Origin of the sequence: Burkholderia sp. LA-2-3-30-S1-D2 (assembly GCF_001523915.2) — a bacterium.
GTDB lineage: Bacteria > Pseudomonadota > Gammaproteobacteria > Burkholderiales > Burkholderiaceae > Burkholderia > Burkholderia diffusa.
Map to the genome: position 1 here is coordinate 2593365 of NZ_CP013384.1, position 15331 is coordinate 2608695.

At 66.7% G+C, this 15331-nt stretch carries 12 protein-coding genes and 1 tRNA gene; 4 read left to right on the forward strand and 9 right to left on the reverse strand.

Annotation, left to right across the window (positions count from 1 at the left end; all coding sequences use genetic code 11):
- Positions 1–10 precede the first annotated feature (10 nt).
- Positions 11–778 carry a septum site-determining protein MinC gene (gene minC, locus WS66_RS24965; RefSeq protein ID WP_059605306.1) on the reverse strand — a complete coding sequence of 256 codons (768 nt, stop codon included), beginning with the start codon at positions 776–778 and terminating at the stop codon, positions 11–13.
- 166 nt (positions 779–944) lie between these two features.
- Positions 945–1598 carry a GNAT family N-acetyltransferase gene (locus WS66_RS24970; RefSeq protein ID WP_236872985.1) on the reverse strand — a complete coding sequence of 218 codons (654 nt, stop codon included), beginning with the start codon at positions 1596–1598 and terminating at the stop codon, positions 945–947.
- Between the two features lie 527 nt (positions 1599–2125).
- Here WS66_RS24970 and WS66_RS24975 point away from each other — a divergent pair.
- Positions 2126–3286, forward strand: a complete 1161-nt coding sequence (locus WS66_RS24975) for an alkane 1-monooxygenase (protein WP_059605309.1) — start codon at positions 2126–2128, stop codon at positions 3284–3286.
- A 38-nt stretch (positions 3287–3324) separates the two neighbouring features.
- On the opposite strand, the gene WS66_RS24980 is transcribed toward WS66_RS24975, so the two are convergent.
- The 7 genes from WS66_RS24980 to WS66_RS25010 all read right to left on the reverse strand — a co-directional run bounded on the left by WS66_RS24980 (position 3325) and on the right by WS66_RS25010 (position 12450).
- Positions 3325–4860 (reverse strand): methyl-accepting chemotaxis protein, encoded by a 1536-nt coding sequence (locus WS66_RS24980; RefSeq protein ID WP_059605311.1) that lies wholly within the window; start codon positions 4858–4860, stop codon positions 3325–3327.
- A 203-nt stretch (positions 4861–5063) separates the two neighbouring features.
- Positions 5064–6011 carry a phosphatase PAP2 family protein gene (locus WS66_RS24985; RefSeq protein ID WP_236872950.1) on the reverse strand — a complete coding sequence of 316 codons (948 nt, stop codon included), beginning with the start codon at positions 6009–6011 and terminating at the stop codon, positions 5064–5066.
- Positions 6012–6147: 136 nt separating this feature from the next.
- Positions 6148–6238 (reverse strand) — tRNA-Ser (locus tag WS66_RS24990).
- A gap of 127 nt (positions 6239–6365) precedes the next feature.
- Complete coding sequence (gene serS / locus WS66_RS24995; RefSeq protein WP_059605315.1) at positions 6366–7667, reverse strand: serine--tRNA ligase; 1302 nt, start codon at positions 7665–7667, stop codon at positions 6366–6368.
- A gap of 226 nt (positions 7668–7893) precedes the next feature.
- Entirely contained in the window at positions 7894–9204 is a 1311-nt protein-coding gene (locus tag WS66_RS25000) for a replication-associated recombination protein A (protein WP_059605319.1), read from the reverse strand.
- Positions 9205–9404: 200 nt separating this feature from the next.
- A complete protein-coding gene (gene lolA / locus WS66_RS25005; protein WP_059605323.1) occupies positions 9405–10094 on the reverse strand; it encodes an outer membrane lipoprotein chaperone LolA in 690 nt (229 codons plus the stop codon).
- A 46-nt stretch (positions 10095–10140) separates the two neighbouring features.
- Positions 10141–12450: a DNA translocase FtsK gene (locus WS66_RS25010; protein WP_059605326.1), complete on the reverse strand. Its 2310-nt coding sequence runs from the start codon at positions 12448–12450 to the stop codon at positions 10141–10143.
- Positions 12451–12839: 389 nt separating this feature from the next.
- Between WS66_RS25010 and trxB the strand changes: the two genes are divergently transcribed.
- From trxB to WS66_RS25025, 3 genes are all read left to right on the forward strand, one after another.
- Positions 12840–13802: a thioredoxin-disulfide reductase gene (trxB, locus tag WS66_RS25015; protein WP_059605329.1), complete on the forward strand. Its 963-nt coding sequence runs from the start codon at positions 12840–12842 to the stop codon at positions 13800–13802.
- Positions 13803–13937: 135 nt separating this feature from the next.
- Complete coding sequence (locus WS66_RS25020; RefSeq protein WP_059605331.1) at positions 13938–14717, forward strand: Smr/MutS family protein; 780 nt, start codon at positions 13938–13940, stop codon at positions 14715–14717.
- Positions 14704–15327, forward strand: a complete 624-nt coding sequence (locus WS66_RS25025) for a trimeric intracellular cation channel family protein (RefSeq protein WP_059605334.1) — start codon at positions 14704–14706, stop codon at positions 15325–15327. Before WS66_RS25020 ends, WS66_RS25025 begins: the two co-directional genes overlap by 14 nt.
- Positions 15328–15331: the final 4 nt, after the last annotated feature.

The following is a 15331-nucleotide window of genomic DNA, read 5'->3' on the forward strand; positions in this document are numbered from 1 at the left end:
GCCGCGTGAATCACGTCAGGCGCAGCGGTTCGATCATCAGTTTTTCCTCTTCGAGCCGGATCTGCACCGATTTGCCCAGTATCTCGGCGGGCAACGGGTTCTCGGTCGTTCGATAGATACCCGCGATCGAAATCAGTTCCGGCTCCAGACACGTGCAGAAAATGCGCGCATCGTGATTGCCGTGCACGCCCGCCAGTGCGCGGCCGCGCAACGGCGCGTAGATGTGGATGTTGCCTTCCGCGATGATCTCGGCGCCGTGACTGACCGGCGCAAGCACCACGAGGTCCCCTTTCGCGTAAATCTGCTGTCCCGAACGCAGCGGCCGATCGATCACCAGCGTCTGGCCGCCCGCCGGAATCGACGTCGGGCCAGGCTCCGGCGCCAGGTCCGCCGCCACGGCAGCCGCCGCGGCAACGACAGGCGCCGGCTCCGCTTCCTCGGCCGGCTTCGCGGTCGACACGCGGCGGTCGCGCGCCTCGAGCAACGGCAGGCCGGCTTCCCCCGCCCAGCCCTGCGTGGCGAGCGCCACGACGCCCACCGGGCGCATCCGCACGTCGTTCAGCATCTGGCGGATGTCGGCAAGCGCGACGCGTTCGCCGTCCGCGAGGCGGCGAACGTCGATCACGACGACATCATCGGCGAAAAATTCGGGAGTCGCTTCGAAGCGCTTGACCAGTTCGGTACGCAACGCATCGAGATCGGTCGTCTTCACGGTGAACAGCAACGTATCGACCGATCCGCTGCGCAGCTCGAAGAATGGCGATTTTTTAAGCGACATGGACACTCTGCAAAAAATTTTTGCGTATTTTACAGGCGTCCACGCGTGCGGCCATTATTTTTGGGGAACCGGGCGGCGACGGTCGCGGCGAGCGCGCAACCGGCAAGCCGGTAGTCGGACGGGCGGCCGGGCCTTCATCGCACCGTGCGGCCCGCGCATTCATGCGTCAGGGCGTGTTGAAGTGCGACACGAACAACGACTTCATCGCGCCGGGCATCCGCGCGATCGGCGCATGCTCGCCCGTGTTGGCGAAACCCGCGCGTTCGTAGAAACGAATCGCGTTGCGGTTCGCATCGGCGATCCATGCGTAGACGTCCTGCGCACCGCGTTCGGCCAGCCACGCGGTGGCCGTTTCGAGCAACAGCACGCCGCCGCGCAGGTGGCGGACCGCGTGCGCGACCCACAGCTCGCTGACGAACGCGCGCCGCTCGGGCGTGTTGTCGAAATACGCGCCAATCATGCCGGCCGGATGACCTTCGGTATACAGCAGGAAAGTCGTCGACTCGTCGGACGCGGCGCGCAGCGAGGCGACGGCCGCCGCCGCGTCGGAATCGACGTTCAGCAATTCGGCCTCCGGCGCTTCACCGGGCGCGTAGGGCTCGCGCAGCGATGCGGCGCGGAGTTCGCGATACACGCGGCCTTGGTCGGCAGCGATACGACGAACGGTCAAGGTCGAACTCATGCAGGCACAGCCCCCTTCGGACAGCAAGCTATTAGCTTCAACCGAAAGCGGGGCATGAGTCAAATCGTAATTTTCAAACGGCAGCGCCGATCGAAAGGCAACAGATGTCGCGCACACGCCGGTGTGCAAGTGCAGCATCGATGCGTCGACGTGCGGCAACGCATGCAACCCGAACTGCGGGACCGGAAGCGTCGCCTCGCTCGCCTTGTCATGCATGGCACTCATGCAGCGAGCGCCCGGCATTTCATCATCGATGCCGTAATGATTCGTTACATGTGTATGCAAAAGAACCGCGCAGCCGGGCGACGTCGCGCCAGACCTGCTGCATCGCAACATTCGTTGCGGACTTCGCCGATGGATGCACGCGTGCGTCACGCCAGGCATTCATCTGACAAGAACGCCGGTCGCGCCAGCGGATCGGCCCAAGACTGCGTGTTTCAATCACCCCGTGCCGGCCCTTCCCGACCGTCGTCATGCACGGCCCACCGTTTGGAGTTACGCGCCTAGCGCCAGGGTTTGGAAAGCGTGCGTGACGGTCGTATAACTGGCACAGCCGGACGACCGATCCGGTGCCGCGGACCCGCGACGATTCGAACGACGACAAACGCGTCACTCGGCCGCTGCTCCCGCACACGCGGGAGCCGGCCCCAACAAGGAGGGAGACAATGGCAATGACCGACACATCGGCCTCGGGCTGGTCGGATGGCAAACGTTATCTATGGCTGCTCGGCGCGGTGACGATCACGCTGCCCATCCTCTCGGCCCAGCTCGCACTGTCGACGGGCCTTCACGTGTTCTGGTGGTTCGGCCCGCTGTTCGCGTTCGGCGTGATCCCGGTCCTCGACACCCTGATTGGCGACGATCGCGACAATCCACCCGAAGCCGCCGTCCCGCACCTCGAACGCGAGCGCTACTACCGCTACATCGTCTATCTCGCGACACTGGTCGAATACATCGCGTTCTTCACGTGCGTATGGATCGTCGGTACGCATGCGCTCGCGTGGTACGACTACGTCGGCTTCGCGCTGTCGCTCGGCGCCGCGACGGGCATCTCGATCAACACCGCGCACGAACTCGGGCACAAGACCAACCGCTTCGAGCGCTGGCTCGCGAAAGTCACGCTCGCGCCGGTCGCTTACGGGCACTTCTTCGTCGAGCACAATCGCGGCCATCACGTGCGCGTCGCGACGGCCGAGGATCCGGCGAGCGCGCGCTACGGCGAATCGTTCTGGGCATTCCTGCCGCGCACCGTGACCGGCAGCATCCGCTCGGCGTGGCGGCTCGAGACGGCGCGCCTCGAGCGCCTCGGGCATTCGTCATGGACCTGGCGCAACGAGGTGCTGCACGCGTGGGCGATGACCGTCGTCGTGTGGGGCATCGCGATCGCGATGGCCGGCAAGGTCGTGATTCCGTTCCTCGTGATCCAGGCCGTGTACGGCGCGTCGCTGCTCGAAGTCGTCAACTACGTCGAACACTACGGGCTCGGCCGCCGCAAGCTGCCGAGCGGCCGCTACGAACGCTGCACACCGCAGCATTCGTGGAACAGCAATCACGTCGTCACGAACCTGTTCCTGTATCAGTTGCAGCGGCACGCCGACCATCACGCTAACCCGACGCGCTCGTACCAGGCGCTGCGCCACTTCGACGACTCGCCGCAACTGCCGGCCGGCTATGCGACGATGATCCTGTTCGCGTACGTGCCGCCGCTCTGGTTTCGCGTGATGAATCCGCGTGTCGTCGCGCACTATGGCGGCGACATGGCGCAGTCGAACATCAAGCCGTCAATCCGCGCTCGCGTGCTCGCGCAGTATTCGACCGCGGCCTGATACGCGACGGTGTGGTCCGGTCGCGATCGGCAATATCGTCACGCGGCCTGCGGCAGCCTGAACACGGCGACCGCGTGTCGCAGCGCGCTCGCCTGCTCGGCCAGCGCCTGCGTCGCGGCAGACGCCTGTTCGACCAGCGCCGCGTTGCGCTGCGTCGCCTCGTCCATCTGCGTGACCGCGACGTTCACCTGCTGGATGCCGCCGCTCTGCTCCTGCGATGCCGACGAGATCTCGCCGACGATCGACGTGACTCGCTGAACCGCGCCGACGATCTCGTGGATCGATTCGCCCGCGCGGCCGATCAACACCGCGCCCTCGTCGACCCGCCGCGTCGATTGCTCGATCAGCGCTTTGATCTCCTTCGCGGCGGCCGCGCTGCGCTGCGCGAGCGTGCGCACTTCCGACGCGACGACAGCGAAGCCGCGCCCCTGCTCGCCCGCGCGCGCCGCCTCGACGGCCGCGTTCAGCGCGAGGATGTTGGTCTGGAACGCAATGCCGTCGATGACCGCGATGATCTCGCCGACCTTCGCCGCGCTGGCGGCAATCCCGCTCATCGTGTCGACGGCGTCGGACATCACGCCACCGCCAGCGGACGCGATGTCCGATGCGTCCCGCGCCAGCTGCGCCGCGTGCTGCGCGTGTTCGGCCGACTGGCGCACGATGCCCGTCAGTTCGGTCATGCTGGCGGCGGTTTCCTCGAGCGACGCAGCCTGCGCCTCGGTTCGCGACGACAGGTCGTGATTGCCCGCCGCGATCTGCGCGCTCGCGGTCGCGACCGCTTCGGCATGCGTCCGTACCTCGAGCACGACGCCCGACAGGCTTGCCTGCATCGTCCGCAACGCGCGCAGCAGATCGGCGATCTCGTCGTGACCGACCGCATCGACGTGGCGCGTCAGGTCGCCGTCGGCCACCGCCTGCGCACAGGCGACGGCGCGATCGAGCGGCCGCAGGATCGCGCGGCTGAACAGGTACGCACCGATCATCGCGATGCCGAGCACGATCAGCATCAGCACGACGCTCGCCGCGGTGGCGTGGCTCGCATCGCGGCTCGCTTGCGCTGACACGGCGGCGCTCTCGTCGGCAATCGCCTTCGCCGCGCGCTCGAGCAGCGCGGCGGGTGCACGGTCGACGCCCGCGACGGCCGCATCCCCGGCCGTCGGCTCGAAGCCTGCGGCCTTGAATGCGTCGAACCCGCGCCGGTAGCCGTCACCCATCGCCGCATGCGCGCGCATGAACTGCTCGACGAGCGTGCGGCTCTCGCCGGGCGGCAACTGGTTCACGAGCTGCGCGGCGAGCGTATCGACCGTGCGCTCGCGCGTCTGGAATGCCTGCCAGTACTTGTCGAGCTTGTCGGGCTGCTTGCCGCGCAGCAGTGTGTCCTTCCATTCCTGGACCTGCAGCTTGAACTGCACGAGTGTCGCCGACACGAGCCGCTCGTCGGCGACCCGGGTCTGCACGTCGTTCGCGAACGTATCGATCGAGCGATTGAGAATGCGGATGCCGTACAGCGCGCCGCAGAACATCAGCAGCAGCGCAATGGCGAATGCGAAGGGAATCTTGTAGCTCAGCTTCATTGGACCTTGAATCGACGGGAAACGGCGACGATGCAAAAGACGCTTGCCGCCGCCCTCTGTTAACGGCACGCGAAGCCAAGGCTGAAGCAGGACATCGACAGCGGGAATCCGGTGCACCGGCCGCGAGGAAGACGGCGATCCGGCGACAGTGAGAACCGGGCCGCCTGCAAGCGAGGGAGCATTGCGACTCTGGCGTCGCGCGATCAGGTCGGGCTTGCCGCGTGCGGTCCGGCCGCCTCGATCGCGTGTCGACCGGCCATCCAGCGCCGTACTGCGGCGATCGACAGCGCGCCGCACACGATCCCGGCGATCACGTCGGCGAGATAGTGACCGCCCTGCGTCGGCGTCGACGCGATCATCACCGCATTCAGCACGATCGCAGCCGGAAACACGTAGCGAACATGCCGCACCGCATACGCGAACAGCAGCGCCAGCATCACGTGAAACGACGGCAACGACACGAGCCCCTGCGCGTCGGCCAGATTCAGTTGACGGAGCTGCCCGCTGCGCAACAGGTCGTAGTGCGTCACCGTCGATGCGGTGCCCGGGTCGGTGATGCCGAAATGGATGAATGCGCTGGCGGCGGGGAGCGGCACGGAGACGAGCACGACCACGATCACCGCGAACATGAACTGCGCGACGAACTCGGCAAGATCGTCGACGCGGCGGACCGCCGCGAGGATGAACGGCACCGCAAACAGTTGCGGCATGCCGCTGCGATAGGCGAGGTCGAGCATACGGTGCAGGCCGGCGTGCGCCGTCACCCATCGGTACAGGTCCGGCCAATGGAAACCGAGCATCGCATCGAAGCGAATGAGATGGTTTTCGATCGACGGCGGGGCGATCGCCACGCAAAGATAGTCGAGCACGGCGACGGCCGCGCTGAGCGTTGCGAGCAGCGCCACGCTCAGTAGCGCGAATGCGAATTCGCGACAGCGCAGCGTTCGCGTGATGTCGCGATAGCGGCGCACACGAGACAGCACGGCAAGGAACGCGCTTGCGGCGAACCCGAGCGCGACGTGCTGCGCGAACTCGACGATGCTGCCAGGATTCACGACCCAATCCGCGTGCATGACGCACAGGCCGGCGGCAAGCACCGTCAGCAATACAGCGCCGGTCAGCATCCCCCAGATTCGCGTGCTCGCTCTCATCGTGGCTTTTGTGTGGTTCGTGTGGCCGGCCCGTACGCCTGCGCGCTATCGTACACCGCCATCGACGCAGCGTTCACTCACGCGCGACCCAAACGAAAAACCCCGTGATCCTTTCGGATCACGGGGCTTCGTATTTTGGCGGAGAGGGTGGGATTCGAACCCACGGTACGGGGAAACCGTACGCCTGATTTCGAGTCAGGTACATTCGACCACTCTGCCACCTCTCCTTCCTTGCTGCTTCATTCCCGGTTGGTCGTGTCCGGGAAAGAAAAGATTATAGAACGATCTCTTTGAAACTCACAAGCCCTTTTTGCAAATTTTTTCGGGCCTTCGAAGACCGATCGCGGAGCGATCTCACGACGCCTGCGCAGGTGCTTCGATTCGCTCCATGCCGCCCATGTACGGACGCAGTGCCTCCGGCACCGTGACCGAACCGTCGGCATTCTGGTAGTTCTCCAGCACGGCGACGAGCGTGCGGCCGACCGCGAGGCCGGAACCGTTCAGCGTATGCACGAGTTCCGGCTTGCCCTGCGCGTTGCGGAAACGTGCCTGCATGCGGCGCGCCTGGAACGCCTCGGTGTTCGAGCAGCTCGAGATCTCGCGATAGGTGTTCTGCGCGGGCAGCCATACTTCGAGGTCGAACGTCTTCGCGGCCGAGAAGCCCATGTCGCCCGTGCAAAGCGTGATCACGCGGTACGGCAGGCCAAGCTTCTGCAGGATCGCTTCCGCATGGCCGACCATCTCGTCGAGTGCCGCGTACGAAGTGTCCGGCGCAACGACCTGCACCATCTCGACCTTGTCGAACTGGTGCTGACGGATCATGCCGCGCGTGTCGCGGCCGTACGAACCGGCTTCCGAACGGAAGCACGGCGAATGCGCGGTCAGCTTGATCGGCAGCGCGGCGCCTTCGACGATCGATTCGCGCACGGTGTTCGTCAGCGAAATCTCGGACGTGGAGATCAGGTACTGCGTGATCGTGTTTTCGGCGCCGCCCTTCTCGACGCGGAACATGTCGTCGGCGAACTTCGGCAGCTGGCCCGTGCCGTAAAGGATTTCGGGGTTCACGATGTACGGCGTGTACGTCTCGCTGTAGCCGTGCTGCAGCGTGTGCGTGTCGATCATGAACTGTGCGAGCGCGCGGTGCAGCCGTGCGATCGAGCCGCGCAGCATCGTGAAACGCGCACCGGCGAGCTTCGCGCCGGTTTCGAAATCGAGGCCGAGCGGCGTGCCGACGTCGACGTGATCCTTCACCTCGAAGTCGAACTCGCGCGGCGTGCCCCAGCGGCGCACCTCGACGTTGTCGGCCTCGTCCTTGCCGACCGGCACGCTTTCGTGCGCGATGTTCGGCATGCCCAGCATCAGGTCGGACAGGCGCGCCTGAATCTCGCCGAGCTTGACCTCCGACGCTTTCATCTCGTCGCCGATCCCACCGACTTCGGCCATGACGGCCGACGTGTCCTCGCCCTTCCCCTTCATCGCGCCGATCTGCTTCGACAGGCTGTTACGGCGCGCCTGGAGCTCTTCGGTACGGGTCTGGATCGCACGGCGTTCCGCTTCGAGCGCGGAGAACGCGGCGACGTCGAGGGTGTAGCCGCGATCGGCGAGGCGCTTCGCGACGCCGTCGAGGTCTTTGCGCAGCAACTGGATGTCGAGCATGGGAGGACTTGGAAAATCGTTGTGTAAGACCGGAATTCTAACGCACCGCAGGGCCGCCACGGCACTGGCCGGATGGACAGTGCCGCAAACGCGCGACGGGCGCGGGCATGTCGCTTCGCCCGCTGCGTGTGTGCAGCCCGGCGAAGCGCGTTGCGCGGCGCCGTTGCGCGGCTTGCGACGGCAGCCCCCGCAAGCGCTGACGCGCCCCCGGGCCGCGCGCAGCCGGTCAGTCCTTCTTGCCGGCCTCGCGATCGAGTTCGCGCAGCCACGCGAGCTTGTCGGCGATCTTCGATTCGAGCCCGCGCGGCACCGGCTTGTACCAGCGCGGCTCGCGCATCCCTTCCGGCAGGTACGACTCGCCGGCCGCATAGGCATTCGGCTCGTCGTGCGCGTAGCGATACGCGTGACCGTAGCCGAGTTCCTTCATCAGCTTGGTCGGCGCATTGCGCAGATGCACGGGGACCTCGCGCGACTTGTCCTGCTTCACGAACGCCATCGCCTGGTTGAACGCGTTGTAGCCCGCGTTGCTCTTCGCCGCGCACGCGAGATAGATCACCGCCTGCCCGAGCGCCAGCTCGCCTTCCGGCGAGCCGAGCCGCTCGTAGGTCTCGGCCGCGTCGTTCGCCACCTGCAACGCGCGCGGGTCGGCGAGGCCGATGTCTTCCCACGCCATCCGCACGATCCGGCGCGCGAGATATTTCGGATCCGCGCCGCCGTCGATCATCCGGCAGAACCAGTACAGCGCGCCGTCCGGGCTCGAACCGCGCACCGACTTGTGCAGCGCCGAGATCTGGTCATAGAAGTTGTCGCCGCCCTTGTCGAAGCGCCGCGCGTTCAGCGTCATCGCGCTGCTGACGAAATCGGCATCGATGGTCGTGACTCTGGCGGACGATGCGGCCGTCTGCGCCTGCTCGAGCAGGTTCAGGAAACGCCGCGCGTCGCCGTCTGCATAACCAATGAGCGTATCGATCGCCTTGTCGTCGAATGCGAGGCCGTCGAGCGCGATTTCCTGCGCGCGCTTGAGCAGCTGACGCATCTCGTCGTCGCTCAGCGACTGCAGCACGTATACCTGCGCCCGCGACAGCAGCGCCGAGTTGACTTCGAAACTCGGGTTCTCGGTCGTCGCGCCAATGAAGGTCACGAGCCCCGACTCGACGAACGGCAGCAGCGCATCCTGCTGCCCCTTGTTGAAGCGGTGGATTTCGTCGACGAACAGGATCGTGTGGCGGCCGGTGCGGTTCAGCGTGTCCCTCGCCTGCTCCATCGACTCGCGGATGTCCTTCACGCCGCCGAGCACCGCGGACAGCGCGATGAACTCGCAGTCGAACGCGAGCGCGGTGAGGCGAGCGAGCGTCGTCTTGCCGACGCCGGGCGGCCCCCACAGGATCATCGAATGCGGCTTGCCGGATTCGAACGCGAGCCGCAGCGGCTTGCCTTCGCCCAGCAGATGCGTCTGGCCGATCACCTCGGCGAGCGTCTTCGGCCGCAGCGCCTCGGCGAGCGGCCGGCGCGGCTCGACTTGAAACAGGTCGGACATGAACCCTTGCTCCAGATCAAACGATGGCGGCCGAACCGGCCGCCGGACCCGACATTATGACAGCCGCACGACGGCACCGCCGGGCCCGGTGCCCGCGCCGGATGCCCGCACGGGGTGCACGCGCCGGGTGCCCGCGCCGCAAAACAAAACGGGCCTGCCGTCGCCGGCAGGCCCGTGTCGGGAAAATGGCGCGGTGCCGTTCAGCCCGCGATCACGTCCGCGCCCTTCGGCGCGACGAACTTGAATGCATCGCTCTTCAGCGGCGGGTTCGTCTGGATGTTCGTGAAGGTGAGCAGCGTGACGTTGCCGAACACGTCGTGCAGTTCCATCGCGGCGAGCGTGCCATTGCGAAAACCAATGCCGATCCGCTGGAACTGCGTGTCCTGCGCCTTCGGCAGCATCTCCAGCCACTCGATGCCGCCCTTCTCGCCGGCGTCGCGCAGCGTGTAGTTCTTGTCGAGATCGTTGCTGCCGAACAGGATCGCGGCCGGGCTCGCGCCCAGCGCGCCGTTCAGCTTGCGCTCGGTGACCTGGTTCAGGTCGTGGTCGTACACGTAGAGCTTTTCGCCGTCGGCCTGCAGCACCTGCTGGTACGGCTTCTGGTACGTCCAGATGAACTTGCCCGGACGCGAGAACACGAACGTGCCGCTCGAGTTGTCATTCGGCTTCGGCACGGCCTGTGCGGCGCTCGCGCCCTTGGCCGGCGCCTTGACGATCTGCTGCGTGAAATCGCCTTTCGCCGAATGCACCTGCGACACGAAAGCCTTCAGTTGCTCGGTGCCGCCCGCGAACGCGTGCGTCGCCGCGAGCATCAGCGATGCGCCGGCGAGCGCCGCGCCGAGCCAGCGCCGCGTCGAACGAAGGGAAGGGACGAACGAAAGTTGCTGCATGTTGCGGTTTTCTCCCTGGGTGGCCGGCGCTGCGTGCGCCGCGGACTCATTCCGCGTCGCGCGCCGGCACAAGAATTTCGCGGTTGCCGCTCGACGACATCGCCGACACGAGCCCCGACTGTTCCATCTGTTCGAGCAGCCGCGCCGCGCGGTTGTAGCCGATCCGCAAATGGCGCTGCACGAGCGAAATCGACGCGCGGCGGTTCTTGATGACGATCTCGACCGCCTGGTCGTACAGCGGATCAGACTCGCCGCCGGCCTCGCCGGTTCCCGCGCCGGCCGAACCCTCGTCGCCATCGGCGGTGCCGCCCTCGAGCAGCCCTTCGACGTAGTTCGGCTCGCCCTGCTCCTTGAGCTTCTCGACGACGCGATGCACTTCGTCGTCGGCGACGAACGCGCCGTGCACGCGCACCGGCAGGCCGCTGCCCGGCGGCAGGTACAGCATGTCGCCCATCCCGAGCAGCGATTCGGCGCCCATCTGGTCGAGAATCGTGCGCGAGTCGATCTTCGACGACACCTGGAACGCGATCCGCGTCGGCACGTTCGCCTTGATCAGGCCCGTGATCACGTCGACGGACGGACGCTGCGTCGCGAGGATCAGGTGGATGCCGGCCGCGCGCGCTTTCTGCGCGATCCGCGCGATCAGCTCCTCGACCTTCTTGCCGACGACCATCATCAGGTCGGCCAGCTCGTCGATCACGACGACGATGTTCGGCAGGCGGCCGAGCGGTTCGGGATCGTCCGGCGTCAGGCTGAACGGATTCGGGATCTTTTCCTCGCGCTTTGCCGCTTCGTCGATCTTGTTGTTGTAGCCCGCCAGGTTGCGCACACCGAGCTTGCTCATCAGCTTGTAGCGGCGTTCCATCTCGGCGACCGTCCAGTTCAGCGCATGCCCGGCCTGGCGCATGTCGGTGACGACCGGGCACAGCAGGTGCGGAATGCCCTCGTAGACACTCATTTCGAGCATCTTCGGATCGATCAGGATGAGGCGCACCTGCTCGGCGGTGGCCTTGTAGAGCAGCGACAGGATCATCGCGTTGATCCCGACCGACTTGCCGGACCCGGTCGTGCCGGCCACCAGCAGGTGCGGCATCTTCGCGAGATCCGCGCACACCGGCTTGCCGCCGATGTCCTTGCCGAGGCTCAGCGTCAGCGCCGACGACGCGGCCGCATAGACTTCCGAGCCGATGATCTCGGACAGGTGGACCGTCTGGCGGCGCTGGTTCGGCAGCTCGAGCGCCATGTAGTTCTTGCCGGGGATCGTCTCGACCACGCGGATCGACACGAGCGACAGCGAGCGAGCAAGATCCTTCGCGAGGTTGACGATCTGGCTGCCCTTCACGCCGGTGGCCGGCTCGATCTCGTAGCGCGTGACGACCGGGCCCGGATACGCGGCGACGACGCTCGCCTCGACGCCGAAGTCCTTCAGCTTCTTCTCGATCAGGCGTGACGTGAATTCGAGCGTATCGGCGGAAATCGCTTCCTGTGTCTGCGGCGCGGGATCGAGCAGCGACACCGGCGGCAGCGTCGAATCGCCCGGCAGGTCGGTGAACAGCGGCACCTGGCGCTCACGCTCGACGCGCTCGGACTTCGCCGGCGTGACGACCGGCGGCACGATCGTCACAGGCTCGTGATCCTCGATGCGCACGCGCTCCTCTTCGACCTTCCCCTCGCGGCGCACGGCCGCGGCCTCGCCGAGCTTGCGGTCGCGTTCGGCTTCGCGGCGCAGCTTCGCGACGTTCACGGCGGACAGGATCGCGCCGCCGACGCGCTCGGCGACCGACAGCCACGAGAAGCGGAAATACAGCGACAGGCCGATCGCGAGCAGGATCAGGAGCAGCAGCGTGCCGCCGGTGAAGCCGAACGCGTGCGACATCGCGCCCGCCACGGCCTCGCCGATCACGCCGCCCGGCGCGCGCGGCAGTTGCACCTTCAGCGACCACATCCTCAGCGCCTCGATGCCGTCGCACGCGAGCACGACGAGCACGAACGCGAAGATCTCGGTGAGCCAGCCGATCGGCCGCTCCGGTTCGTCGGCGACGGCCTCGTGACGCGTGATGCGCCGGTAGTTGACCGCGATGCGCCGCCCGAGCGGCACGATCAGCCAGTAGGCCGACAGGCCGAACAGCAGCAGGATGATGTCGGCCGTCCACGCACCGACGCGGCCGGCCCAGTTCGAGATGTGGTCCACCTGCGCGGCGTGCGTCCAGCTCGGATCGCGCCGACTGTAGCTCAACAGGGCCATCACCAGAAAAGCGCAGAGCGCGACCTGGAGAATCCAGCGGATCTCCGTGAGGAGCTTCGACATCCGGTGCGGCAACGCCTGTGCCTGGGCGGAATAAGGAGCTTTTGCCATGAATCCGTATAAAGAGGACGGGCCGCGCGCCCGCCTGTCGTTCGATCGCGCTTATTGTAAACGCTGCATCGGGCCGCCAAGTGTAAATGACGGTTACATAACAGGGACGGGGTGCCAAACCGGGCGCCTCAAGCGACCGCAAGCCGGACGGACGCGCCCTTGCCGGGGCCTGCGACATCGCGCCGCCGCCCGCCCGCCCGGCCCGCCGCGCCGGCACGGGAGGCGCGCCGCGAAACGCTATCGTCACGATTGAAACTCTCGTTCGGCAGCGCAGCAACGGGGCCTTTATAATGCGCGTCTGATACCCATCTATGACGGCATCCCGGTCAACCCGGATCGTACGGCGGGGCCTACCCCACCCGCCGCAGCCGCCTTTTACGGATTCGCACATGTCCACGCCCAAACACGCCAAAGTCCTGATTCTCGGTTCCGGCCCCGCCGGCTACACGGCTGCCGTCTACGCGGCACGCGCCAACCTGTCCCCGGTGCTGATCACCGGCATCGCGCAGGGCGGCCAGCTGATGACCACGACCGACGTCGAAAACTGGCCGGCGGACGCGAAGGGCGTGCAAGGCCCGGAACTGATGGCACGCTTCCAGGAGCACGCCGAGCGCTTCAACACCGAAATCGTATTCGACCACATCCACACCGCGAAACTGCACGAAAAGCCGATCCGGCTGATCGGCGACTCGGGCGAATACACGTGCGACTCGCTGATCATCGCGACCGGCGCGTCCGCGCAGTATCTCGGCCTGGCTTCCGAGGAAGCGTTCATGGGCAAGGGCGTGTCGGCCTGCGCGACCTGCGACGGCTTCTTCTATCGCAACCAGGAAGTCGCGGTGATCGGCGGCGGCAACACGGCCGTCGAGGAAGCGCTCTACCTGACGGGCATCGCGAAGAAGGTCACGGTGATCCACCGCCGCGACAAGTTCCGCGCCGAGCCGATCCTGATCGACCGCCTGCTGGAGAAGCAAAAGGAAGGCGTCGTCGACATCAAGTGGGATCACGTGCTCGACGAGGTGACGGGCGAGGAGTCGGGCGTCACGGGCCTGCGCATCAAGAACGTGAAGACCGGCGCGACGGAAGACCTGCACGTGCAGGGCGTGTTCGTCGCGATCGGCCACAAGCCGAACACCGACCTGTTCCAGGGCCAGTTGGAGATGAAGGACGGCTACATCCTGACGAAGAGCGGCCTGCACGGCAACGCGACGTCGACGAGCGTGCCGGGCGTGTTCGCCGCGGGCGACGTGCAGGACAACGTGTACCGCCAGGCGATCACCAGCGCGGGCACGGGCTGCATGGCCGCGCTCGACGCGCAGCGCTACCTCGAAAGCCTGCACGACAAGAAGTAAGCGGGGAGCCTTGCCGCGGCGGGCGCTACAATGGCGTCCGCTGCCGCGAAGCGGGCTCGACCGGAAAGCCGCTGCCGCCGCGCAGCGGCTTTTTTGTGCCCGCGCGCCCGAACGCGCCTGCCCTGTTACCGAATCATGGCAAAGAACCAGCCCCATCCGAGCGATCCCGCGAAGCGGCAGATCGCCGCCCGTCCCGCGAACCCCGCGCCCGCCGCGCCGCCGCCCGCACCCGATCCCGCCGCGTTGCGCGGCCAGGGGCTCGCCGGCCTCGGCGCACTGCGCAAGTCGCTGCAAGGCGAAGCCGATCGCCGCGACCGCGAGCGCATCGAAACGGCCAAGGCCGAGCGCAAGGCGGAAGCCGACGCGAACCTGTTCCGCAACGAGATCGGCGCCGTCCGGCCGCTGAACGCACCGCCGCGCGCGGCGGCCGGCCGCACGCCGCCCGATCCGGTGCCGAAGCAGACGCAGCGCGACGAGGAAGCCGTGCTGAACGCGACGCTGTCCGACGAATTCGATCCCGAGACGCTGCTCGACAGCGACGACTCGCTGTACTACCACCGCCCCGGCATCAGCCGCGACGTCGTGCGCAAGCTGAGGAGCGGCGCGTGGATCGTCCAGGCGCAGATCGACCTGCACGGCATGCGGCGCGACGAAGCGCGCGATGCGCTCGCCGAATTCATCCGCGAAGCCGGCAAGAAAGGGCTGCGCTGCCTGCGCGTGATCCACGGCAAGGGGCTCGGCTCGATCGGCAAGGAACCCGTGCTGAAAGGCAAGGTCCGTGCGTGGCTCGTCCAGAAGGAAGAAGTGATCGCATTCTGCGAGGCGCGCGGCCACGACGGCGGCGCGGGCGCGGTGCTGGTGCTGCTGCAGCCGTTCGCGGCGCCGGGCGACCGGGGGCCGCGTGCCGCATCCTAGGCTGACGCTCGCGATCGCGATACTGGAGGCAATCGCCACGCTGGCCTTTGCGATCTCGGGCTTCATCGAGGCGCGCAAGAACCGCCTCGACTCGGTCGGCACGTTCGTGGTGGCGCTCGCCACTGCGTTCGGCGGCGGCACGCTGCGCGACATCCTGCTCGAGCGCCGGCCGTTCTACTGGGTCGTGCACGACGACTACGTGATCGCGATCTTCGTGCTCGCGCTGTTCGCGCCGTTCGTGCTGCGCATGCTGTCGCGGCTGTCGGCCGAGCGGTTGCTGCTCGTCGCCGATGCGATCGGGCTCGGCATCTTCAGCATCTCGGGCACGTCGATCGCGCTCGATGCCGAGATGCCGCGCTTCATCGCGGTGATGATGGGCGTGATTACCGGCGTGGTCGGCGGGATCGTCCGCGACGTGCTGTGCAACGACATCCCGCTGATCCTGCGCGATTCGCGGCCGTACGCGACCTGCGCGTTCGTCGGTTGCTGGTTCTACCTGCTGCTCGTGTGGCTGCAGTTCGATTCGGTGTACAGCGTGCTGCTCGCGACCGGCTTCATCCTCGTCGCACGGCTCGCGACGTTCAAGTTCGACGTGCGGTTGCCGCACTGACGCC

Excerpts from the sequence above, each read along its gene's own strand:
- minC (WP_059605306.1), bottom strand. The coding sequence starts at position 778 with ATGTCGCTTAAAAAATCGCCATTCTTCGAGCTGCGCAGCGGATCGGTC.
- WS66_RS24970 (WP_236872985.1), bottom strand. The coding sequence starts at position 1,598 with ATGCTGCACTTGCACACCGGCGTGTGCGCGACATCTGTTGCCTTTCGA.
- WS66_RS24975 (WP_059605309.1), top strand. The coding sequence starts at position 2,126 with ATGGCAATGACCGACACATCGGCCTCGGGCTGGTCGGATGGCAAACGT.
- WS66_RS24980 (WP_059605311.1), bottom strand. The coding sequence starts at position 4,860 with ATGAAGCTGAGCTACAAGATTCCCTTCGCATTCGCCATTGCGCTGCTG.
- WS66_RS24985 (WP_236872950.1), bottom strand. The coding sequence starts at position 6,011 with ATGAGAGCGAGCACGCGAATCTGGGGGATGCTGACCGGCGCTGTATTG.
- serS (WP_059605315.1), bottom strand. The coding sequence starts at position 7,667 with ATGCTCGACATCCAGTTGCTGCGCAAAGACCTCGACGGCGTCGCGAAG.
- WS66_RS25000 (WP_059605319.1), bottom strand. The coding sequence starts at position 9,204 with ATGTCCGACCTGTTTCAAGTCGAGCCGCGCCGGCCGCTCGCCGAGGCG.
- lolA (WP_059605323.1), bottom strand. The coding sequence starts at position 10,094 with ATGCAGCAACTTTCGTTCGTCCCTTCCCTTCGTTCGACGCGGCGCTGG.
- WS66_RS25010 (WP_059605326.1), bottom strand. The coding sequence starts at position 12,450 with ATGGCAAAAGCTCCTTATTCCGCCCAGGCACAGGCGTTGCCGCACCGG.
- trxB (WP_059605329.1), top strand. The coding sequence starts at position 12,840 with ATGTCCACGCCCAAACACGCCAAAGTCCTGATTCTCGGTTCCGGCCCC.
- WS66_RS25020 (WP_059605331.1), top strand. The coding sequence starts at position 13,938 with ATGGCAAAGAACCAGCCCCATCCGAGCGATCCCGCGAAGCGGCAGATC.